Source organism: Agrobacterium sp. 22-221-1, from assembly GCF_053522445.1.
Genome location: NZ_JBNWCL010000012.1, coordinates 81,509 through 106,026, shown reverse-complemented (window position 1 = coordinate 106,026; position 24,518 = coordinate 81,509). Strand labels below are relative to the sequence as shown.

At 62.8% G+C, this 24,518-nt stretch carries 32 protein-coding genes; 24 read left to right on the top strand and 8 right to left on the bottom strand.

Annotated elements, in window-relative coordinates; genetic code table 11:
* Positions 1 to 20 precede the first annotated feature (20 nt).
* From ACQZ5N_RS18325 to ACQZ5N_RS18300, 6 genes are all read left to right on the top strand, one after another.
* Positions 21 to 221: a heavy-metal-associated domain-containing protein gene (locus tag ACQZ5N_RS18325; protein WP_269827965.1), complete on the top strand. Its 201-nt coding sequence runs from the start codon at positions 21 to 23 to the stop codon at positions 219 to 221.
* A gap of 68 nt (positions 222 to 289) precedes the next feature.
* Positions 290 to 556 (top strand): type II toxin-antitoxin system antitoxin MazE, encoded by a 267-nt coding sequence (mazE, locus tag ACQZ5N_RS18320; protein WP_059753836.1) that lies wholly within the window; start codon positions 290 to 292, stop codon positions 554 to 556.
* Positions 556 to 915, top strand: a complete 360-nt coding sequence (mazF, locus tag ACQZ5N_RS18315; protein WP_448733710.1) for a type II toxin-antitoxin system toxin MazF — start codon at positions 556 to 558, stop codon at positions 913 to 915. The genes mazE and mazF overlap by 1 nt, the downstream gene beginning before the upstream one ends.
* Positions 916 to 984: 69 nt before the next feature.
* The gene (locus tag ACQZ5N_RS18310; protein WP_080817383.1) at positions 985 to 1,254 is read left to right on the top strand and encodes a ribbon-helix-helix domain-containing protein; all 270 of its coding nucleotides are present in this window, start codon (positions 985 to 987) and stop codon (positions 1,252 to 1,254) included.
* A complete protein-coding gene (locus ACQZ5N_RS18305; RefSeq protein WP_448733709.1) occupies positions 1,244 to 1,609 on the top strand; it encodes a type II toxin-antitoxin system RelE/ParE family toxin in 366 nt (121 codons plus the stop codon). Before ACQZ5N_RS18310 ends, ACQZ5N_RS18305 begins: the two co-directional genes overlap by 11 nt.
* A gap of 165 nt (positions 1,610 to 1,774) precedes the next feature.
* Positions 1,775 to 3,184 carry an MFS transporter gene (locus ACQZ5N_RS18300; RefSeq protein WP_448733737.1) on the top strand — a complete coding sequence of 470 codons (1,410 nt, stop codon included), beginning with the start codon at positions 1,775 to 1,777 and terminating at the stop codon, positions 3,182 to 3,184.
* On the opposite strand, the gene ACQZ5N_RS18295 is transcribed toward ACQZ5N_RS18300, so the two are convergent.
* Positions 3,175 to 3,348 (bottom strand): hypothetical protein, encoded by a 174-nt coding sequence (locus ACQZ5N_RS18295; protein ID WP_078051557.1) that lies wholly within the window; start codon positions 3,346 to 3,348, stop codon positions 3,175 to 3,177. The genes ACQZ5N_RS18300 and ACQZ5N_RS18295 overlap by 10 nt on opposite strands.
* Positions 3,349 to 3,416: 68 nt before the next feature.
* Positions 3,417 to 5,132 (bottom strand): GH32 C-terminal domain-containing protein, encoded by a 1,716-nt coding sequence (locus ACQZ5N_RS18290; protein ID WP_448733708.1) that lies wholly within the window; start codon positions 5,130 to 5,132, stop codon positions 3,417 to 3,419.
* A gap of 168 nt (positions 5,133 to 5,300) precedes the next feature.
* Here ACQZ5N_RS18290 and ACQZ5N_RS18285 point away from each other — a divergent pair, with 168 nt between their 5' ends.
* The gene (locus ACQZ5N_RS18285; RefSeq protein WP_448733736.1) at positions 5,301 to 6,761 is read left to right on the top strand and encodes a protein adenylyltransferase SelO; all 1,461 of its coding nucleotides are present in this window, start codon (positions 5,301 to 5,303) and stop codon (positions 6,759 to 6,761) included.
* 192 nt (positions 6,762 to 6,953) lie between these two features.
* On the opposite strand, the gene ACQZ5N_RS18280 is transcribed toward ACQZ5N_RS18285, so the two are convergent.
* Positions 6,954 to 8,054: a saccharopine dehydrogenase NADP-binding domain-containing protein gene (locus ACQZ5N_RS18280; RefSeq protein WP_448733707.1), complete on the bottom strand. Its 1,101-nt coding sequence runs from the start codon at positions 8,052 to 8,054 to the stop codon at positions 6,954 to 6,956.
* 145 nt (positions 8,055 to 8,199) lie between these two features.
* Here ACQZ5N_RS18280 and ACQZ5N_RS18275 point away from each other — a divergent pair, with 145 nt between their 5' ends.
* A complete protein-coding gene (locus tag ACQZ5N_RS18275; RefSeq protein WP_003522324.1) occupies positions 8,200 to 8,631 on the top strand; it encodes an Lrp/AsnC family transcriptional regulator in 432 nt (143 codons plus the stop codon).
* 199 nt (positions 8,632 to 8,830) lie between these two features.
* Here the strand turns inward: ACQZ5N_RS18275 and ACQZ5N_RS18270 are convergent, their stop codons facing one another.
* A complete protein-coding gene (locus ACQZ5N_RS18270) occupies positions 8,831 to 9,199 on the bottom strand; it encodes a winged helix-turn-helix transcriptional regulator (RefSeq protein WP_448733706.1) in 369 nt (122 codons plus the stop codon).
* A gap of 142 nt (positions 9,200 to 9,341) precedes the next feature.
* On the opposite strand from ACQZ5N_RS18270, the gene ACQZ5N_RS18265 reads away from it, so the two are divergent.
* Positions 9,342 to 10,181: an SDR family oxidoreductase gene (locus tag ACQZ5N_RS18265; protein WP_448733705.1), complete on the top strand. Its 840-nt coding sequence runs from the start codon at positions 9,342 to 9,344 to the stop codon at positions 10,179 to 10,181.
* Positions 10,182 to 10,204: 23 nt separating this feature from the next.
* Here ACQZ5N_RS18265 and ACQZ5N_RS18260 read toward each other — a convergent pair whose 3' ends face one another.
* The gene (locus ACQZ5N_RS18260) at positions 10,205 to 11,845 is read right to left on the bottom strand and encodes an alpha/beta hydrolase (protein WP_448733735.1); all 1,641 of its coding nucleotides are present in this window, start codon (positions 11,843 to 11,845) and stop codon (positions 10,205 to 10,207) included.
* 485 nt (positions 11,846 to 12,330) lie between these two features.
* On the opposite strand from ACQZ5N_RS18260, the gene ACQZ5N_RS18255 reads away from it, so the two are divergent.
* The 11 genes from ACQZ5N_RS18255 to ACQZ5N_RS18205 all read left to right on the top strand — a co-directional run bounded on the left by ACQZ5N_RS18255 (position 12,331) and on the right by ACQZ5N_RS18205 (position 20,897).
* Positions 12,331 to 12,858 carry a hypothetical protein gene (locus ACQZ5N_RS18255; RefSeq protein WP_448733704.1) on the top strand — a complete coding sequence of 176 codons (528 nt, stop codon included), beginning with the start codon at positions 12,331 to 12,333 and terminating at the stop codon, positions 12,856 to 12,858.
* Positions 12,855 to 14,114, top strand: a complete 1,260-nt coding sequence (locus ACQZ5N_RS18250) for a DNA-packaging protein (protein WP_448733703.1) — start codon at positions 12,855 to 12,857, stop codon at positions 14,112 to 14,114. The genes ACQZ5N_RS18255 and ACQZ5N_RS18250 overlap by 4 nt, the downstream gene beginning before the upstream one ends.
* 446 nt (positions 14,115 to 14,560) lie before the next feature.
* Positions 14,561 to 15,199 (top strand): hypothetical protein, encoded by a 639-nt coding sequence (locus tag ACQZ5N_RS18245; RefSeq protein WP_448733702.1) that lies wholly within the window; start codon positions 14,561 to 14,563, stop codon positions 15,197 to 15,199.
* Positions 15,200 to 15,257: 58 nt separating this feature from the next.
* Positions 15,258 to 15,566 carry a Dabb family protein gene (locus ACQZ5N_RS18240; protein ID WP_003522330.1) on the top strand — a complete coding sequence of 103 codons (309 nt, stop codon included), beginning with the start codon at positions 15,258 to 15,260 and terminating at the stop codon, positions 15,564 to 15,566.
* Between the two features lie 268 nt (positions 15,567 to 15,834).
* The gene (locus ACQZ5N_RS18235) at positions 15,835 to 17,001 is read left to right on the top strand and encodes a phage portal protein (protein ID WP_448733701.1); all 1,167 of its coding nucleotides are present in this window, start codon (positions 15,835 to 15,837) and stop codon (positions 16,999 to 17,001) included.
* Between the two features lie 195 nt (positions 17,002 to 17,196).
* Entirely contained in the window at positions 17,197 to 17,517 is a 321-nt protein-coding gene (locus ACQZ5N_RS18230; protein ID WP_020808622.1) for a DUF6107 family protein, read from the top strand.
* A 28-nt stretch (positions 17,518 to 17,545) separates the two neighbouring features.
* Complete coding sequence (locus ACQZ5N_RS18225; protein WP_080852454.1) at positions 17,546 to 18,118, top strand: HK97 family phage prohead protease; 573 nt, start codon at positions 17,546 to 17,548, stop codon at positions 18,116 to 18,118.
* 29 nt (positions 18,119 to 18,147) lie between these two features.
* The gene (locus ACQZ5N_RS18220) at positions 18,148 to 19,416 is read left to right on the top strand and encodes a phage major capsid protein (protein WP_448733700.1); all 1,269 of its coding nucleotides are present in this window, start codon (positions 18,148 to 18,150) and stop codon (positions 19,414 to 19,416) included.
* A gap of 180 nt (positions 19,417 to 19,596) precedes the next feature.
* The gene (locus ACQZ5N_RS18215; RefSeq protein ID WP_448733699.1) at positions 19,597 to 20,166 is read left to right on the top strand and encodes a head-tail connector protein; all 570 of its coding nucleotides are present in this window, start codon (positions 19,597 to 19,599) and stop codon (positions 20,164 to 20,166) included.
* Positions 20,167 to 20,169: 3 nt separating this feature from the next.
* Positions 20,170 to 20,505, top strand: a complete 336-nt coding sequence (locus ACQZ5N_RS18210; protein ID WP_003521215.1) for a phage head closure protein — start codon at positions 20,170 to 20,172, stop codon at positions 20,503 to 20,505.
* Positions 20,502 to 20,897, top strand: coding sequence for a DUF3168 domain-containing protein (locus tag ACQZ5N_RS18205; protein ID WP_448733698.1), 396 nt, complete (start codon positions 20,502 to 20,504; stop codon positions 20,895 to 20,897). Before ACQZ5N_RS18210 ends, ACQZ5N_RS18205 begins: the two co-directional genes overlap by 4 nt.
* Positions 20,898 to 20,904: 7 nt before the next feature.
* On the opposite strand, the gene ACQZ5N_RS18200 is transcribed toward ACQZ5N_RS18205, so the two are convergent.
* Entirely contained in the window at positions 20,905 to 22,104 is a 1,200-nt protein-coding gene (locus ACQZ5N_RS18200) for an MFS transporter (RefSeq protein WP_448733697.1), read from the bottom strand.
* 90 nt (positions 22,105 to 22,194) lie between these two features.
* Between ACQZ5N_RS18200 and ACQZ5N_RS18195 the strand changes: the two genes are divergently transcribed.
* From ACQZ5N_RS18195 to ACQZ5N_RS18185, 3 genes are read left to right on the top strand one after another with little or no spacing between them, the layout of a single operon-like run.
* Complete coding sequence (locus ACQZ5N_RS18195) at positions 22,195 to 22,602, top strand: phage major tail protein, TP901-1 family (protein ID WP_448733696.1); 408 nt, start codon at positions 22,195 to 22,197, stop codon at positions 22,600 to 22,602.
* A complete protein-coding gene (locus tag ACQZ5N_RS18190) occupies positions 22,602 to 22,961 on the top strand; it encodes a gene transfer agent family protein (RefSeq protein ID WP_059753802.1) in 360 nt (119 codons plus the stop codon). Before ACQZ5N_RS18195 ends, ACQZ5N_RS18190 begins: the two co-directional genes overlap by 1 nt.
* Complete coding sequence (locus ACQZ5N_RS18185; protein ID WP_269827948.1) at positions 22,958 to 23,167, top strand: rcc01693 family protein; 210 nt, start codon at positions 22,958 to 22,960, stop codon at positions 23,165 to 23,167. Before ACQZ5N_RS18190 ends, ACQZ5N_RS18185 begins: the two co-directional genes overlap by 4 nt.
* A gap of 5 nt (positions 23,168 to 23,172) precedes the next feature.
* Here the strand turns inward: ACQZ5N_RS18185 and ACQZ5N_RS18180 are convergent, their stop codons facing one another.
* Both ACQZ5N_RS18180 and ACQZ5N_RS18175 read right to left on the bottom strand, forming a co-directional pair.
* Positions 23,173 to 23,577, bottom strand: a complete 405-nt coding sequence (locus tag ACQZ5N_RS18180; RefSeq protein WP_448733695.1) for a DUF2442 domain-containing protein — start codon at positions 23,575 to 23,577, stop codon at positions 23,173 to 23,175.
* The gene (locus tag ACQZ5N_RS18175) at positions 23,570 to 23,797 is read right to left on the bottom strand and encodes a DUF4160 domain-containing protein (protein ID WP_031233366.1); all 228 of its coding nucleotides are present in this window, start codon (positions 23,795 to 23,797) and stop codon (positions 23,570 to 23,572) included. Before ACQZ5N_RS18175 ends, ACQZ5N_RS18180 begins: the two co-directional genes overlap by 8 nt.
* A gap of 112 nt (positions 23,798 to 23,909) precedes the next feature.
* Between ACQZ5N_RS18175 and ACQZ5N_RS18170 the strand changes: the two genes are divergently transcribed.
* A complete protein-coding gene (locus tag ACQZ5N_RS18170; protein WP_125144628.1) occupies positions 23,910 to 24,491 on the top strand; it encodes a phage tail tape measure protein in 582 nt (193 codons plus the stop codon).
* Positions 24,492 to 24,518 lie beyond the last annotated feature (27 nt).

Genomic DNA, 24,518 nt, shown 5'->3' with positions numbered 1-24,518 from the left:
CCGGCGATAAGGAGAAAACCATGAGTGCAACCACCTTCCTCATTCCGGACATGACCTGCGGCCATTGCGAAAAGACGCTGCGCGGCGCTCTAACGGAGGTGCTGCCCGGCGCGTCCGTCAGCATCGACCTAGATGCCCATAAGCTGACGGTTACGGGCGATGCCGCAACCGCGGAAGCGGCGATCCGCGAAGCCGGTTATTCGCCGGAACGGGCGGGTTGAGAGGCGTCCTCCGTTTGCACAGGTCCAAAAATGTGCTACATATGTTGCACAAAATGGAGCGTAGACGAATGACCGTAACGACGAGAATAAGACGTCAGGGCGGTGCGGCGGTGATGACCATACCGCCCGCTCTTTTGAAGATGCTGGGGTTGGAAATCGGTGAGCAACTGACGCTCGAGGTCGATAATGGCGCGCTGGTCGCAAGCCCGGTTCGGCAGGAAAAGAAACGCTTCACGCTTGCCGAACTGCTGGAGGGTGCGGATGAAGTCGCCGCCCTCAATGCCAGCGCGCGGGAGTGGGACGAAGCGCCGCCAGTTGGCAAAGAAGCCCTTTGATGGTCCGCAGCCAGGTTCCAAAACGTGGCGACGTTTATCTGGTCGACCTCAATCCTGTCATCGGCAGCGAAATCAGGGACGAGCATCGTTGTATCGTCATCACGCCGAGAGAAATCAATGCGGTTGGACTGTGCCTTGTCGTTCCCGTGACGACGGGCGAAGTATTCACACGCAAGGCAGGGCTTGCCGTGAACATATCGGGCCACAGGACAACGGGTGTCGCACTATGCAATCAGGTGAGAAGCATGGACATTGTTGCCCGTGTCGCCCAGAAAAAAGCGAAATATATCGAAACCCTTGACGATGCGACGATCGACGAAATCGCCGGTCGTGTCATCAGCATGATCGATCCCGCCTGAGAACGCCCATTGGAATAATGGGCGAAATATGCTACTGAGTAGCATCTCTTTTGAACCGGGATAGCCACAATGTCCGTCAAGGCGTCAGTTTCCATCTCCGATCAACAGGACAGTTTCGCCCGCAGGCTGGTGGAGGAAGGGCGTTATGCCAGCCTTAGTGCCGTCGTCCAGCGTGGGCTGGAGCTGCTCCGGCAGGAAACGGAACTGAAGGACGCCGAACTTGCAGCGCTTCGCGATTTGCTTGTCGAGCGCGGGCAGGGCGATTTCGTCTCCGTGGAAGACGGCAAGGAAAGAACGGCAGCGATGATCGCAGCCAAGAAGGCCGGCTATGGCCTTTAAGGTCCTGCGCTCGACGCAGACGGATCAGGACCTCGGCCTCATTCTCGATCATCTCATCCAGTCCTATCTCAACCTCGGCGACGCCTTGCCGGGCGCTTTCGCGCGCGCTGCACGACGTGTGGGGTCAATTGAAGCGGATATGGAAGCGCTTCACAAAGCGCCTTTTCAGGGGACATTATTGCCTGAAATATTGCCCGGCCTTCGCCGGGTAACGAAAAATCAGGCTGTCTTTTATTTCGATGTCGATGAGGGTGAAAAGACCGTGCGTATTCTTGCGGTCTTTTTCGGCGGGCAGGATCATCTACGCCATATGCTCACGCGCCTCGTGTCCCGTCGCGCTCCGGGTCTTCCCTAAATCCCATCGAAAGCTCTGCCTTCCCGCGAGGGATTGGGGTTCCTGCTGCCGCTGAATTCCGTCAGGCCGGATTGCGTGAAAAAGCCGTCTTGACCTCAATGGCGCTTGAGGTTCTAGTTTGCCCGCCGTACCCGAAAAAATGGAAAGGATACGGCTTTGTCGAGTATGGAAATGACGGAGAAAAACGGCTGGAGCGAATTGCTGAGCGGGGCGAATCTCTCGCTTCTGACCGTCATCTCTTCCGGTATCGGCCTGCACGCTTTCAACCAGTTCGCGGTGGTGACGGCCTTGCCCGTGGCCGTCAACGAAATCGGCGGCGCTGCCTTTTATAGCTGGGCCTATAGTCTCTATTTCGTCGGTTCCGTCGCGGGCGGCGTCACCGCCGTCCTGTTTCGCGAGCGTTTTGGCGCACGCGTCGTTTTGCTTCTCTGCTGCCTGATCTTTTCGCTCGGTTCGGTCCTCTCGGCAATCGCCGGCGACTTTTTGTGGGTCGTCGTCGGCCGTGCCCTGCAGGGGCTGGCCGATGGGCTGATCGTCGCCGTGTGCTACAGCCTCATTCCCGCCGGTTTCCGCTCCGGCCTGCTGCCGAAGGTCTTCGCCATCGAGGCGGCGATCTGGGCGGTTGCCTCCTTCATCGGCCCGCTGACCGGCGGTTTCGCCACCGAACACATCTCCTGGCGCGCCACTTTCCTGCTGTCGGCTCCGCTGATCCTGCTGCTTCTGGCCTATACCGCCATTGCCGTCTCCGCCGAGCGGCCGGTGGCGGCGACGCGCAAACCGCTGGTGCCGTTGGCTCTTTGCCTTGTCGGCGCATTGGCGTTTTCCGCGCCTTCCGCCTTCGAGGATGCGAGCCTGCGGGCAATTTCCCTGCTGGCGGGGGCGGCGCTGCTGTGGGCCTCGCTGCGCGCGGGCATCCGGCCCTCAATCGGTCTTTTCCCGAGGGATTCGTTCCGGCTGAAGACGGTGCTCGGCAGCGGTTTCTGGGTGCTGTTCCTGATGTCCTATGCCCATGCGCTGGGCAGCGTCTATCTCGCTTATGTCGCCATCAATCTCTGGCGGCATGAACCGACCTTTGCCGGTTTCATCGTGGTGACGATGCCGCTTGCCTGGAGCTTCGTGGCGATGCTGATCGGCAGCCTGCGTTCTGCCCGCCTTCGGGAGATTTGCCTGCATTACGGCCCTTACCAGATGGTGCCCGGTTGCGCGCTGCTGGGGCTCGGGCTTGCGACCGGCAACTGGGGAGAAATGCTCGTCGGGCAAATCCTGATCGGCTCCGCCTTCGGCATGTCATGGGCCGGCATCAGCCAGGCCGCCATGGAGGCCGCGCCGGAAGAGGAACGCAAGATGACGGGCGCGCTGCTACCGACGGTCGCGACGCTGGGCGCCGCCGCCGGTGCGGGCGCCAGCGGCACCGTCGCTGCTGCGACCGATCTGGTAGGGCAGATCGAGCGGGCGGATGTGACGATGCCGATGGTTTATCTCTATGGGCTGGGTGTGGTCGTATCGCTGCTGGCGATCATGACCGCCAGCGGCTTGCGGGGCGAAAGGCGGCTCTTCCGCCGCCGTCAGGACTGAGTGGTGGCGATGGTGATCGCCGCCAGGTAAACGACGAATGCCATGATCGCGATCGCGCCGATGATGACGACGATGCCCTTGCCGGCGCGTTTTTTCTCGGCCTTGTTTTCATTGGCTTCGGTCGGAAACAGGATCGGATCGCTGGTGTCGCGGATTTTGGTCATGCCGTTTCTCCTTATCCGTGGAATGGGCGGTTTCGGTCTATCAACCGCCCAATCCGCCAAAAAGTTCCTCACGGTTTCAGCGCCCAGCTGGTGGCATGCACCACCGCGCCGGAGGCGGCTTTCAGCAGCGCCGAGCGCACCGGTTCGAAACCTTCGATGCGCTTGGTGCCCACATATCGGCCGCGATTGGCGAAGACTTCGATGGAGCCGTAATCGAGAAAGATGCGGATGCGGGATGCCTTGGCTCCCTTGGCGATATAATGCGGCGAAGGACCTTCCCGCCCGTCCTCATGGCGGATCCACAGGCCCGTTTCATCGGAAACGACGCCCAGCCTGACCGCCGGATGATCGAGCACCAGTTCGAAGGGTGCGCCGGGCGAGGCAAGCTCGAACAATATTTCCACCGCCCCGTTGATGAAGGTAACGCGTTCGCCAGCGGCCAGCCGCGTGCGGTCGAGAATATGGCTGCGCAGGCTTTCCGCCGCACCGATGGGCGGGGTCAGAAGCTCGCCGTTTGCATAGTGAATCCGGCGCGGCAGCGTCATGGAGGTGGGGAAATCGATCTCCGGATTGGCATCCGCCCAATTGGCCAGCCAGCCGATGCCGATGATGCTGTCGCCATCCAGAAAGGCCTGGAAGGCGTAATTATCGGTGCCGAAATCCAGTTCCTGCCCGGATTCCCTGGTGAAGACCTTGCCGTCGAACCAGCCGACATCGGCCATGGTGAGGTTCTTGCGGCCGGTTTCCGGGTCTTCCGAATGCATCAGCCCATAGACCAGCACCCAGCGGGTGGAGCGGGCATTGGCGGGTCCATCGAGCGGCAGCAGGCAGGGGCATTCGATGGCCGTGGTTTTATAACGCGTTTCCACCCACAGCTTGCCCACATAGGTCCAGCCCGATGCGGCGGTGGGGTCCAGCGTCTCGTAGAGCAGGATGACGCCGCCGCCATCGCTCTGGCTGCCGAGCACCATTTTCCACAGCCCGTCGGGGCCGCGAAAGACGTAAGGGTCGCGGAAATCCGGCGTCAGCCCCTGTCCGTCCGGGCGGTGGCCGAGAATGACCTCGGCCTGTCCGGCCATGATGAGATCGGACGAGGTGGCGGTGAGCTGTATCTGCTGTTCGGGAATGCGGTCCTGCACCTGCTCGGTGAAGAAGACGCGGATGCCCGTGCCTTCCACCAGCGGAATGGTGGAACCGGAATAGGCGCCGCCGCGCTTGTCCGGCCTTGTCGTCAGATCCTCGGAAGGGAAAAGGAAGATCGGCAGGTGCCGCCAGCGTAGGTAATCCGAGGAGACGGCATGGCCCCAATGCATGGTGTTCCAGCGCAGCCCGTGGGAATAATGCTGATAGAACAGATGCGGCCGCCCCTCGAAACGACCGAAACCGTTCGGGTCGTTCATCCAGCCGAAGGGCGGGCGGAAATGATAGCTGCCGGGAAGTTCGGGTGCGGCATTGTCAGGCTTAGTATGGACGACGGTAATGCCGGTTTCCAGCACATCCGAAGCGGTGAACCAGTAGATGACGGAAACGGCGGTTGTGACCGTGTCGTAACTCAGCTCCACATGGCCGCCGCCGAAAACCTGATAGATTCGAAAACCGAACTCTTCCGTGTTGACGCTTGAAACCTCAGCGAATTTTCCATTCTGATTGGAAAAGGACACGGCACCGGGCTCGGCATCTTTCTTCGCCTTCAGCCAGACGTGGAAGGTGGCGTTGACGGGCAGATCGGTATGAATGGTGCGGATGGCGCTTTCCGGCTCGGCTACGGCTTCAACGACGGTCATTGCTTTTCCTTTCCTTCGGCATTCTGCGGGTCAAGCATAGGAACGATGATGGCGCGGGAAAGTTCATTGCGCAAAATTGAATGAGGCGATGGAGGAGGTACGGCATTTATCGCTCGCATCCGTCGCCTTCCGGCCCCATATAGGGGCAAAGCAGGGAGTTTATCCGTGATGAAATTCGACAATTCCTATGCCCGCCTGCCGGAACGGTTCAGCGCCGCCGTGCTGCCGACGCCGGTGAAGGCGCCGCGGCTCATCGCCTTCAATCGTGGGCTGGCCGATGAACTCCTTCTCGATGTGGCCGGCCTTGACGATGAAAGGCTGGCGGCGATCTTTTCCGGCAATGTCGTACCGCAGGGGGCGGAGCCGCTGGCCATGGCCTATGCCGGCCACCAGTTCGGCGGTTTCGTGCCGCAGCTCGGCGATGGCCGCGCCATTCTGCTGGGCGAGGTGATCGACAGGAACGGCAAGCGCCGCGATATCCAGCTCAAGGGCTCCGGCCCGACGCCGTTTTCGCGCAGGGGCGACGGGCGCGCGGCCCTTGGCCCGGTGCTGCGCGAATATATCGTGTCGGAGGCGATGTTTGCGCTCGGCATTCCCGCCACGCGGGCGCTCGCGGCCGTCCTCTCCGGCGAGAGGGTGCAGCGTGAAGTCGGCCTGCCGGGCGGTGTTTTCACCCGCGTTGCGGCTAGCCATATCCGTGTCGGCACCTTCCAGTTCTTCGCGGCGCGCGAGGATGACGAGGCGATCAGGAAGCTTGCCGACTATGTGATCGATCGTCATTATCCCGAGGCGAAAGAGGCAGACAATCCTTATCTCGCCTTGCTGCAAGGCATAGCGCAACGGCAATGCGACCTTATCGCCCGCTGGATGATGGTGGGCTTCATCCATGGCGTGATGAATACCGACAATATGGCGGTTTCCGGCGAAACCATCGATTTCGGCCCCTGCGCTTTCCTTGACGAATATCACCCTAACAAGGTCTTTTCCTCCATCGATGCGCAGGGCCGTTATGCCTTCAACAATCAGCCGGGCATTGCACAATGGAACATTGCAAGGCTGGCGGAATGCCTGTTACCGCTGCTCGATCCGCAGGTGGAGAAAGCCGCCGAACTCGCCAATGCCGTTCTCGCCGATTTCGCTGCCGCCTTTCCCAAACGCTGGCTTGCCGGCATGCGCGAAAAGCTTGGCCTGACGGTGGAGGAAGAGGGCGACATCGATCTGGTGCAGGCGCTGCTGGCGCTGATGCAAGCATCGGAAGCGGATTATACACTGACCTTCCGTCGTCTTTCCCATGCGGCCAATGGCGATGCCGAACCGTTTCGCGGCATGTTCATCGATATTGCGGGGGCAGACGAATTTCTGGCGCGCTGGCGGGAAAGAGCCGGTCGCGAGGGGATTTCCGATTCCGAACGATCAGCGGCGATGCTGGCCGCCAATCCGGCCATCATCCCGCGCAACCATCGGATCGAGGAACTGATCGAGGCAGCGGTGGAAGAGGGGGATTTCGAGCCCTTCCACGCCATGCTGAGAGCAATCGCCTCGCCTTTCGAGGAGCGGCCGGACAATTTCGTCTATATGCAGCCGCCGATGAGCCATGAGCGGGTGTTCAGGACTTTTTGCGGGACGTAAGCGCAGCGCTGATCCGCAGAGCCGGAGCGAGCGGTGCCTGTTTCGCCTTCTCCCCGCCGGGGAGAAGGTCGCGGCAGCGGGATGAGGGGGCGAGGGTGCGGTCTATCGCTGGCGTTGCCCCCTCATCCGACCCTTCGGGCCACCTTCTCCCCGGCGGGGAGAAGAAACCGGCGGCGATGCTGTGCCTTTAAATCACCCAACCCGCGCCAGCGGCTCATGCGAACCATAATAGTGTCCGAACCGGTTTTCGAGGAACTTCGGCAGGGCCACTTCCTCCTGTCGCACGAAGCCCTTCTGCGGCAGTGCGCCTTCGGCGAGCAGATCGAGAACCGTGCAGATGCCGGCGGCGGTGGTGATCTGGATGGCGCTCATCATCCGGCCGGAAACCGGGCCGGCATAGGCCTTGTTGGCATAGGTTTCCTGCAGGAAACGGCCGTTGCGGGTGCCGCAGACGGTGACGAAGACGATGACCACATCCTGCATGGTGCCGGGCAGGGCGTTTTCGAACAGATCCTTCAGCACATCGCGGCGATTGCGCAGGTTGAGGTCGTTCAGAAGCGCCTTCATGATCGCCACATGGCCGGGGTAACGGATGGTGCGGTAATTCATCGTCCGCACCTTGCCTTCCAGCGTGGCGCAGAGCGTGCCAAGCCCGCCCGAGGTGTTGAACGCCTCGTAGGTGACGCCGTCGAGCGAAAATTCCTCGCGTTCCTCCAGCGCCGGAACGGCGGTAAGGCGGCCTTCGACGATCGCTTCGCAGGGCTCGATATATTCGTTGATCAGCCCGTCCGTGCTCCAGGTGAGGTTGTAGTTGAGCGCATTGGACGGATATTGCGGCAGCGCGCCGACGCGCATGCGCACGCTGTCCAGCTTGTCGAACTTGGCGGCAAGATCGGCAGCGACGATGGAGATGAAGCCGGGCGCAAGGCCGCATTGCGGAATGAGCGCCGTCTCGGCCGTTTCCGCCAAAGCCTTGACCTTGCGGGTGGATTCGACGTCCTCGGTGAGATCGAGATAATGCGTGCCGACGGTAACGGCCGCCTCCGCAATGCCCGCCGTCAGGTGGAAGGGGGCGGCGGAGAGCACGGCGAATTTGCCTTTCAGCAGTGCTTCCAGAGCGGGACGGTCGGTAATGTCGACGATCTCGGTATCGACCCGTTCATGCGCCGGCACATTGGCAAGCTGATCGGCCGAACGGTCGGCGACGGTGATGCGATAATCGCCTGATGCGGCCAGCATCCAGGCGATGGCCGAACCGATATTGCCCGCGCCGATGACGACAATGTTTTTCATGTTTTTTGTTCCCCGCAGTGAATGCAAATGTGTCAGCGCAGATGCGCTTCAGGAACAGAATGCCAGTTTTTATTGACGATTCGCAGCTTCACTATGTGCGGATAGCGGGTTAATATTAGGCAATAAGACGATAGGATTGGTCACTATGACGATTGCCGACAAGGACCGGGCGCTGCTCGCCCTGCTTTCCGAAAATGCCCGCATGCCGGTGGCGGAACTGGCGCGCAAACTCGGCCTTTCGCGCACCACGGTACAGGCCCGTATCGAGCGGCTGGAGGCGGATGGGGTGATCGCGGGTTATGGCCTCAGGCTTTCGGAAAGCTATCTTTCCGGGCTGGTGCGCGCCCATGTGCTGATCACCATCGGGCCGAAGGCGCTGCCCGGTGTGACGGCGGCGCTCGCCGCCATCAAGGAGGTGACGACGCTGCATTCGGTGAGCGGCACCTTCGATCTCATTGCAATTCTGGCCGCGCCTTCGATCCTCGATCTCGACCGGTTGATCGACAGGATCGGCGCGCTTGACGGCGTGGAGCGCACGCTGTCGTCGATCATTCTGTCGACGCGGATTTCGCGGTAGGGGGTGGGGCCTGCGGCAGGCGCAGCGCTGACTGTTATTCTGGACGCTCTCTTCCTCCTCATCCCTGTGCTTGTCACAGGGATCCAGCCGACGCGCGTCTGCGCGGCGAGAAAAGTCCTTTCAGCCCAAGGACTTGGGCTGGCTGGATTCCTGTGACAAGCACAGGAATGAGGGAGGTGTTAAAGACTGTGAGCTGACCCTAAACCACCACCCGCTCATCATAAGCCCTCTGCGCCGCCATCACCGCGTCGATATTTCCCTCCGCCCAGTGGGCAAGCGCCGCCACCGTGTCGGTCAGCGTCCGCCCCAGCGGCGTCAGCGAATATTCGACCGTCACCGGCACGGTCGGGAACACCTGCCTCGAAATCAGCCCGTCACGCTCAAGCTTCTTCAGCGTCTGCGACAGGACCTTCTGCGAAATGCCCTTGATCTCCCGCCGCAGCAGGTTGAAGCGCACCGCTTCCACCCGCAGCCGGTCGAGGATCAGCAGCGCCCATTTGTCGGCAATCCTGTCCAGCACCATGCGGGTGGGGCAGCGGTCTTCATAGACGTCATAGATGCGTTCCATGGGTTTGTTCCGTCGTTTCAGGGCCATGCCGGTTTCCGAAAGGAAACCAGATAACCGAAAAGTGCTCTCTTTTCATGATTTCGCAAACGCAGTACCTGTGTTTTCGAAACATGGTTTCCATTAGATACTACGGAGATTTGAGATGACAGGCAAGATACTCGTAATCGGTTCCACCGGCACCATCGGCACGCCGCTGGTGAAAGCGCTCCTTTCGAAGGGCGAAAGCGTAAAGGCCGCCTCCCGCAGCGGCAACGCCACGGACGGCGCGGAAGGCGTGCGTTTCGATTATACCGACGCATCGACTTATGCGGATGCCTTCGACGGTGTTGACCGTCTGTTCCTCATCCTTGCGGGCGGGCGTCTGGATGCCATCGACGCGCTGACACCTGTGGTCGAGGAAGCGGCGCGCCGCAAGGTGAAGATCGTGTTCCTCAGCGTCCTCGGCGTCGATGCCGATGATTCCATTCCCTATCGCCAGATCGAGCTGAAGATCATCGCTTCGGGCACGCCTTACGTCATCCTGCGCCCCAACTGGTTTGCCGATAATTTCCACAGCTACTGGAAGGCGGGCATCGACCACGGCCAGATCGCCGTGCCGGCCGGCGAGGGCAAGTCGAGCTTTATCGACGTGCGCGATATCGCCGAGAGTGCCGCCGCCGCCCTGACCTCTGATGCCTTTAATGGCAAGGCTTTCAACCTGACGGGTCCGAAGGCCTTCGGTTACGGCGAAGCGGCTGCGCTGATATCGCAGGCGATCGGCAAGCCGGTTTCTTACACTGCCGTTTCGGATGAGGTCTTCATCGGCATCCTCACCGGTGCAGGCGTGCCGCAGGACTATGCCTCGTTCCTCGCTTCGATCTTTTATCCCGTGCGCGAAGGCTGGACAGCACTGGTGACCGGCGATGTCGAGACGCTGACCGGCCATGCGCCGCGTTCACTGGAGACCTATATGGCCGACAATCTGGACCGGCTGAAGGGCTGAGGCTCAAAGCGAGCCCGCCGCACTCACGCCGGATCGGTGGAGCCGCGGCGGGCCTTGAAGAGCATCTTCAGCCGCTGGATATCCTCCGCATTCCAGCCCTGCGGCTCGGTCACCTCCGTCCATGCATCGATATAATGTTCCGGCGCATAGACATGGCCATAACCGATGGGCGCGGTGGTGGCTGCGGCGACATCGAGACCGAGCTGCAGCAGGGTGACGACCGGGAACCAGCGGAAGGATGTGGAAACGTCAGGCCCGTGATGCGCCATCCATTGCGGCCGCCGGTAAAGCGAGGCGGCCTCGAAGAAGGTGATTGGGTCGCTGGCATATTGCAGATAGACGATCCGCATCGGCCCCCATTCCGCATCGGGCATATGCGCGGTCGTATATTGGTTGGCGAAGCGGATGACGGAGGAATCGCGGAATCGCGGCAGCCATTCCGGCGTGCCCTTCACCCGGCCATTGGTGGCCATGCGCCATGTCGGGCTGGAAAAGGGCGGGCCGCTCCACAGCGCACCCTGGAACGGATCGGAGAGCACATCGTAGAGATCCGAGGATTTCTGCGAGTTGAGCGAACCGAGGCTGAGGCCATGCAGGTAAAGCTTCGGTCGCGTTTCCTTCGGCAGCGTGGTCCAGTAGCCATAGACGGCCTCGAACAAAGCGCGCGCCGTCTCGACACCGTAATCCGGCTCCGTCAGCAGCGCGATCCAGCTCGAGAGATAGGAATATTGCACGGCGACGCTGGCGATATCGCCATCATGCAGATATTCGACCGTATCGAGCGCTTCCGGGTCGATCCAGCCGGTCCCGGTGGGAATGACCACCAGAAGCACCTTGCGCTCGAAACCGCCGACCCGTTTCAGCTCCTCCAGCGCCAAGGCCGCTCTTTCTTCCGGCGTCGACGCCGAGTTGAGGCCCGCATAGACCCTGAGCGGCTCCTTTGCCGGGCGATGGGTGAAGGCGGATATTTCGGTGGCCGCCGGACCCTCTGCGACGAATTCGCGCCCGCGTCGGCCAAGCGATTCCCATGTCATCAGTGAGGCGCTGCTGCCGGTCTTGAGCGCGTCTGACGGGCGCGGCACGTCGGGTTCGATCAGCGCATCCACCTGTTTCAGCGAGGAATCGGCAAATCTGAGGCCGATATCGAAGATCAGCCCATTGAGCAGCATCCATGAGAGGATGATTGCCACTGCGATACCGAGCACATTGGCAAGGCGGCGTGGCAGGAAATGACGGCTGCGCGCGGCGAAGAACCGGCGGATAAGCTGGAACAGCCGGCCGGCGCCGATGAGGATGGCGGCGACCAGCACCGCAAGGCCGCCGGTCTTGGTGGGGTGGGCGCTGGGCAGCGGATCGAGCTCCATCAAAACGCGTATGGAGTTCTGCCAGTCCTTCGCCTGCCATAAAAACGCGATGGCGGTGATGGCGGCGGCGAGCGCGATGAGAAAACGAATGCCGCGCGCATTGTGGCGCGAGGGTTCGGGCAGCTCCAGATAGGCCCAGATGGCGTGCAAAGCCACACCGATCAGATAACCGATGGCGAAGGAAAAGCCGCACAGCACCCCCTGCATCAGCCATGTACGCGGCAGGAGCGAGGGCGTGAGCGAAGCGCAGAACAGAATAGTGCCGAAGACGATGCCGGTTGCCGAAAGACCCGCAAACAACCGCTCAACCCATTGTTTCACCAACTTGACTCGCCCCTTGTACTCACCGCCTGGTGCTGAGTGTAATATGTGACGGACGAGGGTGCAAATCCTGTGAAAAGGATAAAAATCATGAAAATAGGAAAATAATCCTTTACAGCGTGACGGTGGTTTGATAGTGTTTGGCTACAGTCGGAGATTTGCGGCTGAAGACGGCGCACGGTCCAAAGGGTTGTCTCCGGTTTGATGGCAAGCTTCCCTTATAGTCGGTGCCATATTGTTGCCCATCCAGCCGCCGTCCAGTTTTGTTCTCTGGGCCAGAGCCCTTCTCCTCGTCATGCCGGGCTTGACCCGGCATTCAGCCGGTGCGCGTCTGCGCGGCGAAAAGACTTTTTTCAGCCCAATGACTTGGGCTGGCTGGATTCCGGCTCAGGGCCGGAATGACGGGAAAAAGATGTTCCGTCGCATAACCGCAATCGCTGCCATTTCTCTCGCAGGCCAATCCCATGACAATCTCCAGCAATTGCGATCCGGCGCTCTACGGCGTCTGGCCGGAAACGCCCGCCTATGCGGCTGAGGACATGCCGGAAGCCGCGCCGGAGACGAAGTCTCGGGCCGACAGGCTGGCCGCCGAAGATGCGGCGCGCAACGGCAGCCTGCGGCAATTGCTGAACGAGCTGACGGAGGAGATGCGCGAGCAGTTCTGCCTGTACCGCAATCTCCGCCAAGTGAGCGAAGCGGCCTTTCTGGCGACGGCGGAGGACGCTTCGGGCAAGCTGGCGCGCGCCGATGTGAAGGCTGCGACGGACCAGCTTTCGCTGATCGTCCGCACGCTGGAGCGTATCGACGCCCTGCAACGGGTGCTGGCGGAAGAGAGGGAAGCTCTTTTCAGCGAAGACGAAACCGAGGCCGGGGATTACGAAGCGGCGGTGGCGCATTTCCTCAACCGCATCGACGAACTGGCTGAACAGAAATGCCGCGCGAAGATGGAAGCCGATCCCGCCCGCAGCCCCTCCGCAGAAGCCGACACATGACGGATATGCCGACCGAACCCCATCTGCCGGCGCAGGTCTTCAACCTCCTGCGCGACTGGCGTTTCATCGGCAACCTGCCGCAGCAGCCGCCGGAGGGCGACTGGCGGACATGGCTGTTGATCGGCGGGCGCGGTTCCGGCAAGACGCGCGCCGGGGCGGAATGGGTGCATCGTGTCGCATCCGCCGGCAAGCAGTCGGATTTGCGCATCGCGCTCGTGGCCGAAACGCTGGGTGACGCCCGCGAGGTGATGATCGACGGCATTTCCGGCATCTGCCGCATCGCCCGCCGCCATCGCCCCGCCTTCGAGGTGTCGCGCCGACGGCTCCTCTGGCCGAATGGCGCGATGGCGCAGGTGTTTTCCTCGGAAGACCCGGAAAGCCTGCGCGGTCCGCAATTCCACATGGCCTGGGCGGATGAGCTCGGCAAATGGAAATATCCGCAGGAAACCTGGGACATGCTGCAATTCGGCCTGCGTCTGGGTGAAACGCCCCGGCAACTGGTGACCACCACGCCACGGCCCATTCCACTGCTGAAGGCGCTTCTCGCCGATCCCACAACACGGGTGGCGCGGATGCCGACGGCCATGAATGCGCGCAATCTCTCTCCCGGTTTTCTCAAAGCCATGCAGGACCGTTACGGCGGCACCCGGCTGGGGCGTCAGGAAATCGGCGGTGAATTGATCGACGAGCGCGAGGGCGCGCTGTGGAAACGCGCCGATCTGGAAGCGATCGTCGAAGCGGCGTATGAGCCACTCACGCGGATCGTGGTGGCGGTGGACCCGCCCGCCGGCGTTGGTGAACATTCCTGCTGCGGCATCGTCGTGGCGGGGCTCGGAATGTCCGGGCGGCTTAACGTGCTGGCGGATTGTTCGGTGGAGGGCGAAACGCCGGCTGGCTGGGCGCGCGCCGTGGTCGCCGCCTTTCGCCGCCACGAGGCGGACCGGGTGGTGGCAGAGGTCAATCAGGGCGGCGAGATGGTGCGCGCCATGCTGCAGAGCATCGACGCCAACCTGCCGCTGACTCTGGTGCGGGCGAGCCGCGGCAAGTTCACCCGCGCCGAGCCGGTCGCGGCACTCTACGAGCAGGGCAGGGTGCGCCACGCCGCGCGGTTTGAAAAGCTGGAAGACCAGATGACGGATTTCGGGCCGGATGGTCTTTCGTCAGGGCGCTCGCCGGATCGGCTGGATGCGCTCGTCTGGGCGATCACGGCGCTGACGACGATGGTGGTGAGTGAACCGAAAGTGCGGGGGATGTGAGGTCGATGATTATTGGCTCCCGAGAATGAGAGCCAATTACCGGTCAGCGGATGCGCCGTTTCTTCTCCCCGGCGGGGAGAAGAAATTCGCGGTGCCGTAGTCACCCGAATTCGGGCGTCTGGCGGATATTATTTCTTCGGGGATTGCGCCGGTTTCGGCTGGGAGCCGGTTTCACGCATCTGGCGCCACTCGTTTTCGAGACGGTCATAAACGGTCTGGGGGATTGTCGCTGTCATGGTGGCATTCCTCCTTGAATGGTTAACGCTGCGGGATTGCGCGGTGAATGGAGTTAGCGCGCTAAGGTTCCGGAATTCAAGGAATTTTTTACCTCAAAACCCCGGGGCGCGGATTAAAATCGATTAAGGTTTTTTCAAATCGATTTAGTTCCGGCGGCCTGCATGTGGAAAAACCGGGCGTCGTATCGCCCAACATTTTCAGGAGCCATCATGGCCTATGACGAGGCGCGATTCTTCGCGTCGGCGCGGATTTCCATTTTTGGCGGCCGCCTGCGCGCGGCCCAGCTTGCCGGCACGAAAACGATGCTGGCAGGATTTGAAAAGTCGATGCCGGGCGGCGATCCGCGCTGGCTCGCCTATATGCTGGCGACGGCCTTTCACGAGACGGCGGCGACCATGCAGCCGGTGCGCGAGACATTGGCGGCGAGCGATACCGAGGCGATGGCAAGGCTCGACCGCGCCTTTGCGGCGGCCAGGCTGCCCATGGTGCGCAAGCCCTATTGGCGGCCGGACGCGGAGGGTAAGAGCTGGCTGGGGCGCGGCTTCGTGCAGCTGACGCATCGGTGCAATTACGAGGCCATGTCGGCGCTGACCGGCGTCGATCTCCTGGAACGGCCCGAGCGCGCCATGGAGGCGGAGGTGGCCACCGCGATCCTGATCCACGGCATGGCGGGCGGTGGTTTTACCGGCCGCAGGCTCTCCGATTTCTTCAGCGACAGGCGTGAGGATTGGGATGGCGCCCGCGCCATCATCAATGGCAGCGACAGGGCGCGGCTGGTGGGTGGTTACGGGCGCGCATTTCATCACGCGCTTGTCGCGGCGCGGATTGAACCCGGGCGGGCCAGATGATAACCCGTTACCCGGTGCCGAAAAGGCTGCCTCCGAATTCTGCATGACAGGTGACACCGTGATCCGCCATATCGTCTTTTTCACCGTTCCCGAGGAAAACCGCGACGCCGTGCGCAGGGGGCTTTCCGGCCTGACCGCGATACCGCATTCGCTGAAGCTGGAAATCGGCGAGAACGTGAAGAAGGACCAATGGGGCAATTCGGTCGATTTCATCGTCTATGGCGAGTTCGAAAACGAGGCGGCGCTCGCCGCTTACAAGGCCGACCCAGCTTATGATCTTTCGACCCGCACGGTAAAGCCGCTGCGCGAAACCCGCGTCGCCGCCGATTTCGACAGCGATACGGCGGTGAAAGCGCCGATCCGGTAAACGTCCGGTTTCACCGAAGTCGGCGCGAGATATTGCTGCTGTGCGGACAGGGTGTCTCAGGAGCGACGTCATCCTTGGGCCTGTCCCAAGAATCTGATCACGTCCAATAAAATCGAGACGTTGCAGATGCTCGGGACAGGCCCGAGCATGACGAAAGAGAGCTTTCAGGACTCGTCAGAAATTTCAGGGTGTACCCTGTCGGTGAAAACCCCACGCGGGCGACGCCGCAGGACTCGACGCCGCGCGCCATCAAAACAAGGACAACTCCATGCGATTCCCCTTTTCCCTGCCGTGGCTGCGCCCGGCGGATGGCAGAGCCGTGCCTGAAAGCCGGAAAATGGCCGATGGCTTCATGGCGGTTGCCGTGCAGGGCGGGCAGGCCTTCTGGTCGGGCCGGTCCTATGCCGCACTTGCCCGCGAGGGCTTCATGAAGAACCCGGTGGCGCACCGGGCCGCCCGCATGGTGGCGGAGACTTCGGCTTCCGTCAGCTGGCTGCTTTATGATGGCGAAGAGGAACTCGCCGATCATCCGCTCCTGGCGCTGCTTTTAAAACCGGGCGCCCATATGGGCGGGCCGGATTTTTTCGAGGCGCTTTATGGCCACCTCATGCTTGCTGGAAATGCCTATATCGAGCCGCTGATGGTGGGCGGGCGGCTGCGCGAGCTGCATCTCCTGCGGCCCGACCGGGTCAGCATCGTCGAAGGGCCGGATGGCTGGCCGGTGGCCTATGATTACCGTGCCGAGGGCCGCGCCTCCCGGCGCATCGCCGCCGAGCGCGACGGGCTGGGGCTGCTGCATCTGAAACTTTTCCATCCGCTGGATGACCGGGCGGGTTTTGCGCCGCTCGCCTCCGCAGGGGCCGCGCTCGATCTGCACAATGCCGCAAGCCAGTGGAACAAGCGCCTGCTCGACAATTCCGCCCGGCCCTCCGGCGCGCTGGTCTACCAGCCGAAGGAGGGCGGCAATCTCTCCACCGAACAATATGAGCGGCTGAAGCGTGAGCTGGAGGAAGGCTATCAGGGGGCGATGAATGCCGGCCGGCCTTTGCTGCTGGAAGGCGGGCTGGACTGGAAGGCCATGGGTCTTTCGCCGCGCGACATGGATTTTCTGGAGGCCCGCAATGGGGCGGCGCGCGATATCGCGCTTTCGCTCGGCGTGCCGCCGATGCTGATCGGCATTCCCGGCGACAATACCTATGCCAACTATCAGGAGGCGAACCGCGCCTTTTATCGTCTCACCGTCCTGCCGCTCGTTCATCGCACGGCGGCGAGGCTCTGCGGCTGGCTTTCTCCGGTCTTCGGCTCTGGGCTGAGGCTCGAACCCGATCTCGACCGGATTGCCGGGCTTGCCGGCGAGCGGGATGCGCTCTGGGCACGCATCGGCGCGGCCTCGTTCCTGAGCGACGAGGAAAAGCGCGAAGCCGTCGGTTATTGATCGCCGCCCCGGCGGGATCGAAACCCCGGTGTCCCGTTCAATCATTTTCTGAAGAAGCGGAATCTCCCTGTGAGCTCTTCCGCCCAAGCGATTCCGAAGATTCGCAAAATCACCCCGCGCAGGCGCGCAGGAAGCGCCCGCGTGCGACGCGGCGCGTCCACCCGATAACCACATCCTAGAACGGAATGATTACCCATGTCTGAATTCGCCAATGAGGCCGGCATCTGGGCCGCCCGCATCACCGGCGCCGTGGCGGGCGCGGGTGTGTCGCTCGTTTATCTCCTGCCGAAAAGCAAACGCGAGGCCGCGAGCCGTTTCATCACCGGCGTTTCCTGCGGCATGATCTTCGGCGGGCCTATTGGCCTGTGGATCGTGCAGCAGCTCGATATCGCCGGCGCGCTTTCGGGCCGGGAAATCATGGTGGCGGGTTCCGCCGCCGCCAGCATGGGCGCGTGGTGGGGGCTGGGCGTGCTGGTGCGCATCGCCGACCGTTACGGTGCGCGCCCGCGCGCCTGACACTTCCTTCACATCGCAGGAGTTTTCCATGCACGTTTATCGCGGGCCGCGTCCCGCCACGCGCAAATTCGCCAATCTGGAACTGCGCGGCATTGCCAGCGACGGCACCTTTTCCGGTTATGCCAGCGTTTTCGGCGAGGTCGATCTCGGTCAGGATGTCATCGAGCGCGGCGCTTTCCGCCGCTCCATCGAGGAGCGGGGCGCAGCCGGCATCCGCATGCTCTACCAGCACGATCCGGCCGAGCCCATCGGCGCCTGGCGCACCATCCGCGAGGACGAGCGCGGCCTTTATGTCGAGGGTGTTCTCGCCCCCGGCGTCGCCCGCTCCCGCGAGGTGCATTCACTGATGAAGACCGGGGCGCTGGACGGGCTGTCCATCGGATTCCGAACGGTGCGTTCCGGCAAGGCGGCCAGCCAGGGCGTCCGGCGCATCCTGGAGGCCGACCTCTGGGAAATCTCGGTCGTGACCTTCCCGATGCTGCCCTCGGCGCGCGTTTCCGACGTCAAGCATGCCCGCTTCTTCCGCGACCGCGAGACCGAGCTGGTGCGCACCATGCGCCGCGCCGCCCGCGCGCTGTTCGACACGACACCCAAACGCTGACTTCCGGACAATCACCAAAAGGAAACGACATGACAGACCAGATGACGAAACCGGCCCCGATGATCGTCGCGCCGCAGGTGAAGGCCGTGCCCGATACGGTGACGGCCGCCTTCGACGAATTCATGGAGGCCTTCGAGGCCTTTCGCGAGACCAACGACCAGCGGCTTGCCGATATCGAGCGCAAGATGGGGGCGGATGTCGTGACCCGTGACAAGCTCGACCGCATCGACAGGGCGCTCGACGACAACCGCAGGATCATGGACGATCTGGCGCTCAAGAAAGCGCGTCCCGCGCTTGGCCGCAAGGACGCGCTTTCCCACGATGCCGAAGAGCACAAGGCCGCTTTCGAAGCCTATATCCGTCGCGGCGAGGAGGGCGCGCTGCGCGATCTGGAGGCCAAGGCCTTTGCCGGCTCGACCGGGGCCGATGGCGGTTTTCTGCTGCCGAACGAGACGGATGGCGAGATCGGCCGGCGCATGACGGCGATTTCGCCGATCCGCGCGCTGGCGACCGTGCGGCAGGTTTCCGCCGCCGTGCTGAAGAAACCCTTCTCGCCCGGCGGCATGACGACTGGCTGGGTTTCTGAGACGGCGGCGCGTCCGCAAACGGCAACACCGCAGCTCGCCGAGCTTTCCTTCCCAACCGTGGAGCTTTACGCCATGCCGGCGGCGACACAGGGCCTGCTGGATGATGCGGCAGTCGATATCGAAGCCTGGATCGCTTCCGAAGTGGATATCGCTTTCGCCGAACAGGAGGCCGCCGCCTTCATCGCCGGCGATGGCGTCAACAAGCCCAGGGGTTTCCTCTCCTATGCGGCCGTCGCCAATGATGGCTGGAGCTGGGGCAATATCGGTTATGTCGCGACCGGCGTTTCGGCTGGTTTCGCCTCGGCCGGGCCGATGGATGTGCTGCTCGATGCCGTTTATGCGCTGAAGGCCGGCCATCGCCAGAACGGAACCTTCCTGATGAACCGCAAGACGCAAGGGGCGCTGCGACGCTTCAAGGATACCAGCGGCGCCTATCTCTGGCACCCGCCCGCCGCCGCCGGCCAGCCGGCCTCGCTGATGGGCTTTCCGGTGACGGAGGCGGAGGACATGCCGAATGTGGCGGCCAACAGCTTCGCCATCGCCTTTGGCGATTTCCGCGCCGGCTACCTCGTCGTCGACCGTACCGGGGTGCGCATCCTGCGCGATCCCTATTCGGCCAAACCCTACGTGCTGTTCTACACCACCAAACGCGTGGGTGGCGGCGTGCAGAATTTCGAGGCGATCAAGCTGGTGAAATTCGGGGTGAATTGACCGCCCTTTCTTCTCCCCGGACGGGGAGAAGATGCCCCGAAAGGGGCAGATGAGGGGGCAAGCTCTCCGAACACATCTACCCTTGCCCCCTCATCCCGCTGCCGCGGACTTCTCCCCCTCGGGGAGAAGAAACAAGCGGTGCCCGCTCGCTAATGCGACTACCTTTCTTCCGGAGACCCCATGACCTATGCCCTCATTCATCCGCCGCAGGCGGAGCCGCTGACGCTTGCCGAGGTGAAGGCGCATCTGCGTCTCGATAGCGGCGATGAGGATGCGCTTCTTGCCGCGCTCATCCGCACCGCCCGCGGGCATCTGGAGCGCACGACCGGACTTTGCCTTATCCGCCAGACCTGGCGGTTTTATCTCGACCGGTGGCCGCAGAACGGCGTGATTCCGATTGGCAGGACACCGGTGCAAGTCATCGAAACGATTCTGGTTTTTGACGGTGAGGGGCGCCCGGCGGATATCACCTCCGGGGAAAAATTGCTCGATGGCGCGGCGCGTCCCGCAAGGCTGTGGCTGCGCGATCCTCCCGCCCCCGGACGGGCGATGAACGGCATCGAGATCGATTTCATTGCCGGCTATGGTGAAGCGGGAACGGATGTGCCCGACACGCTGAAACGCGCCATGCTGATGCATGTGGCGCAGATGTTCGCCTTTCGCGGTGCTGTCGCCCCGGAAAACCAGCCCGCCGCCATTCCCGCCGGCTACGAGCGGCTGGTGGCGCCTTTCTGCCGTCTGGGGCTTTGAGACATGAACCTTGTTTTTCTCGATCCCGGCAGGTTGACGGCGCGGCTGGAACTGGACGTGCGGACCGAAACGCCGGACGGGCAGGGCGGTGCTGCCGAAAGCTGGAATTTCCTGCGGTCGCTCTGGGCTGCGATCGAACCCGTTTCGGAGGCATCCCATGAACGGGCCTCGGCCGAGGGCGTGACGATCACCCACCGCGTCTGGCTGGCCTACCGCGGCGACATCGCCGCCGGCATGCGCTTTCGCAAGGGCCGCCGCATTCTGGCGATCCGGGCGGTGATGGACCCGGATGAGACCCGCCGGTTCATCGTCTGCCGCTGCGAGGAGGAAAGCCGATGAGCGCTGCCAACGCATTTCTTCAGGCGATTTTCGCACGGCTCGGCAGCGACGCGGCGCTGACACCGCTCATCCCCGGCGGCATCGTCGACCGGCTTCTGCCGCGCGCGGTTCTGCCGTGCATCGTTATCGATGATCTCGAAAGCCGGGACTATTCGACGGCGACGGAAAGAGCCGAGGAGCATTTCCTGTCGCTGCAGATATGGAGCGACGCCAATGGCCGAAGGGGTGCCGGCGAAATCGTCGACCGGGTGAAGATCCTGCTCGATGATGCGGCGCTGCCGATTGCCGGCGTCTCTCTCGTCAATCTGCATCTTCTTTCCAGCCGCTCGCGCCGCGAGGCGAAGACACGGAATTTCATCGCGGAAATGCGCTTCAGGGCGGTGACGGAGTAGCGCCGTTTCAGGAACCCTGCCTGCGCACGGTTTTCCACAGAACGATCAGCAGCAGAAACGAAATGCCGATCAGCACGGAGGCGATGGTGAGCATGGCGGATACGCCGCCGCGATCCAGCGCCAGAGTGAAGACGACCGGCGCCACGGCAATGGCGAGGTTCTGCGGCAGGGAGATGCGCGCGGCCTGAAGCCCATATTCTTCCGGCGAGAACACAGCCAGCGGCAACACGGCCCGGCTGACGGTGAGCACGCCGGCGCCAAAGCCGAAGAAAACGATGAAGCCGATGAAGGCGGGCATGGCCGGAGCAAAAACGAGCAGGAGCAGCAGGGAGAAGAGCAGCAGACAGAAGCCGATCATGGCGGTGAGGAAGGGATTCCCGCGCTTCCCGAGCAGGAAATCCAGCCCGCGCGCCGTAATCGCAAGGACGCTGCGTGCCGATGCCAGTTGCACCGCAAGCGATTGCGTTGCGCCGGCCTGAACCAGAAGCAGCGGCAGGAGCGGTGACAGGCCGAAGGTCGTAAACGCGCTGATCGTCGTCATGGCGGCCAGCAGCACGAAGGCGCGCCGCGTATCGACCGGTGAGGGCGACATGGCCGTCTCTTCTTTCGGCTTTGCCTCTTTTCGGGCCGGCCGGCCGGGAAGCACGAAAAGATAGAGCGGCAGCAGGATGAAGATTTGCAGACAGGCATAGGCGGCAAGCGTGCCGCGCCAGCCGAGGTGCTGATCGGCAAGGGTGGTGACCGGCAGGAAAACCGCCGCCGAAAGCCCGGTGAACAGCATCAGCAGCGTCAGCAGCCGGCCGCTTTCCGCGCCCACACGTTCCACCACGGCCGCATGGGCCGCCGTCGTCAGGCCGCAGGTGGCGGCAAAACCCATCACGGCCCAGCCGAAGAGATAGCTCACCGCCCCGCCCGCAAAGGCGAGCACGGCAAAGCCGGCCGCGAAGAACACCGAACCGGCCGCCAGCACCGGCGCCGCGCCGTGGCGCATCAGCATTCTTCCAAGCAGCGGGCCGCACAGGGCGCTGATGGTCATCATGATCGTGAGGCCGGCGAAAACCACGCCGTTGGTGATGGCCAGCTCCTTGCCGATCCGTGGCCCGAGGACGGCCAGCATATCGAAGCCGCTACCCCAGCTCACGATCTGCCCGACCGCAAGCACGCCGATAAGGCGCGCGCGAGACGTCAGGGGGGCAGCGTCGGACATGGTAAGATCGCGGGGTGCGAGGTGCAGGAATGCTTTTGGTAGCAGGCCCGTCGTGGCCCCGCAACAGCAATTGAGACGAAAGGAAACAACATGGTGGCGCAGAAGGGCAAGGACCTGCTGCTGAAGATCGACAATGCCGGTTCCTACGCAACCGTTGCGGGGCTGAGGACAAAGCGGCTGGCCTTCAATGCGCAGGCCGTCGATGTGACGGATGCAGAAAGCGCGGGGCGCTGGCGCGAGCTTCTTGCCGGCGCCGGCGTGCAGCGGGCGTCGCTCACGGCCTCCGGCATCTTCAAGGATCAGGCGAGCGATGCGCTGGTGCGCGGCGCCTTCTTCGCCGGGACCATTCCCGGCTGGCAGGTCGTCATTCCCGGTTTCGGCATCGTTACCGGGCCGTTCCAGATCGTGGCGCTCGAATATTCCGGCCGCCACGATGGCGAGGTGCAATTCGAGATCGCACTGGAATCGGCCGGTCTTCTCACATTCGGAGCGCTGTGATGGCTGAGCGTTTGCGTTACGGGCGGGCGAACCGCCATCGCGGCGAGATCGAAGCGCTGATCGACGGCGAAAGGCGCGTTCTCTGCCTGACGCTCGGGGCTCTCGCCGAACTCGAAACCGCTTTTGCAGCCGACGACCTCACCGCGCTCGCCGAACGTTTCGCGAGCGGCCGCATGAAGGCGGTCGACATGATAAGGGTGATCGGCGCGGGCCTGCGCGGCGCCGGCAATGTCTTTTCCGACGAGGATGTGGCCGCTGCCACGGTGGAAGGCGGCATTGCCGGCCATGCCGCCATCGTCGCCGATCTTCTGACCGCGACCTTCGGCGGTCTGAAAGGCGAGACGCCGCCGGACCCTTGAGCGCCGCAGCAGGCGAAGCGACGCCGCGCCCGTTCCCCTGGGAGGCGGCGATCCATACCGGCTTCTGCCTGCTGCGGCTCTCCTCCGAAACCTTCTGGCGGCTGACCCCGCGGGAATTCTTCGCGATGACGGGCGGCAACGCCGTCCTCCGCGGCCCCAACCGTCAGGCGATGGAAGCGATGATGCGGCGGTTTCCGGATGGGTGACGGCGTCAGGGCATTTTTCGTGGACGGCCGCCCTTGGCACCGTTCGCCCGACTGGCTGCCGTCTTGGCCGGAGAGCGGGATTGCCCGCCCTTGCGCTGCGCGTCCATGAATGTGCGGCTGCCGAAAATACCGTTCATCAGGCCGCTGATCGTATAATCGACATCGAGGGTTTCCCAATGCAGACCCGTCTCGCCGAGCAGTTCGACATCCGCAAGCTGTTCGGCGGTCGCGTCCTGCAAGCCTTCGAGCGCTCGCGCGGGAAACATGAAGCAGGCGCCGTTGGCGAAATCGACGACGACACGGGCAGAGGCCGCTTCGAAACGCACGGAAACCGGAATGGGGCGCTCGGCGCGCTCTTTTTGCCAGCGTTCCTTGGCGGCGGCGAGTTCGGCATCGCTGACCTCAACCATGATATCGTCTCCAGGTTTCCATAAACAGCTTCCGGTTTTCCTCGATGACGGCGACGGCGCGCCGCACATCCCGGTCCGACATGCCGCCCTGTGTGAGAACGACGAGGCTGACGATGTCGATACGGGCTTCACCCTCTCCATAGACATGGGCATGCGGCGGCTCGTGATCGGCCGTGTAGATGACAAAACGCATGCCATGCTGGCGGAGAACCGTGACCATGAGAACCATAACCCAAGAAGTTGGGTTTTAAAAGAGTGTGGGTTGAAGCAGCGGTTTTTGAGAGCTGTTTCAGCACCATGCATTCCCCAGTTGAATCAGAAAGGCAAGCGCGATGGCGGGCGAAGGATCGATGGCGGAGAACCGGGAAGAGGCGGAGGCGCTGTCCGAGGTGATGGGCGATCTCGAACGCCGGTCCGAGCGGTTCGGGGCGGCCCTGACCTCGGCCCTGCAGGCGGCGACGGCGGGCGGCAAAGGGCTGGACGATGTGTTGCGCGGGTTGGGGCAGCGGCTGTCCGGCATCGCGCTTTCGGCCGGTCTGAAGCCGCTGGAGGGCATGATCGGCAATGCCGTCAGCGGGCTTTTGAACGGCGGCGGTTCGCTATTCGCTTTTGCCGATGGCGGTGTGCCGGGACGCAGCATCACGCCCTTTGCCGATGGCGGCGTCGTTTCCAGCCCCGCCTTTTTTCCGATGGGCGGCGGGCTTGGCCTGATGGGTGAGGCGGGGGCGGAAGCGATCCTGCCGCTGAAGCGCGGTTCGGATGGCGCTCTCGGCGTTGCCGCGCCGTCCGGCGGCGGCGGGGCGCAGATCGTTTTTAACGTGACGGCGACGGATGCTGCGAGCTTTCGGAAAAGCGAAGGCCAGATCGCCGCCATGCTGGCACGCAGCGTCGGGCGCGGCCAGCGCGGATTGTGACCCACGTTTCAAGACCATCGAAAAGAA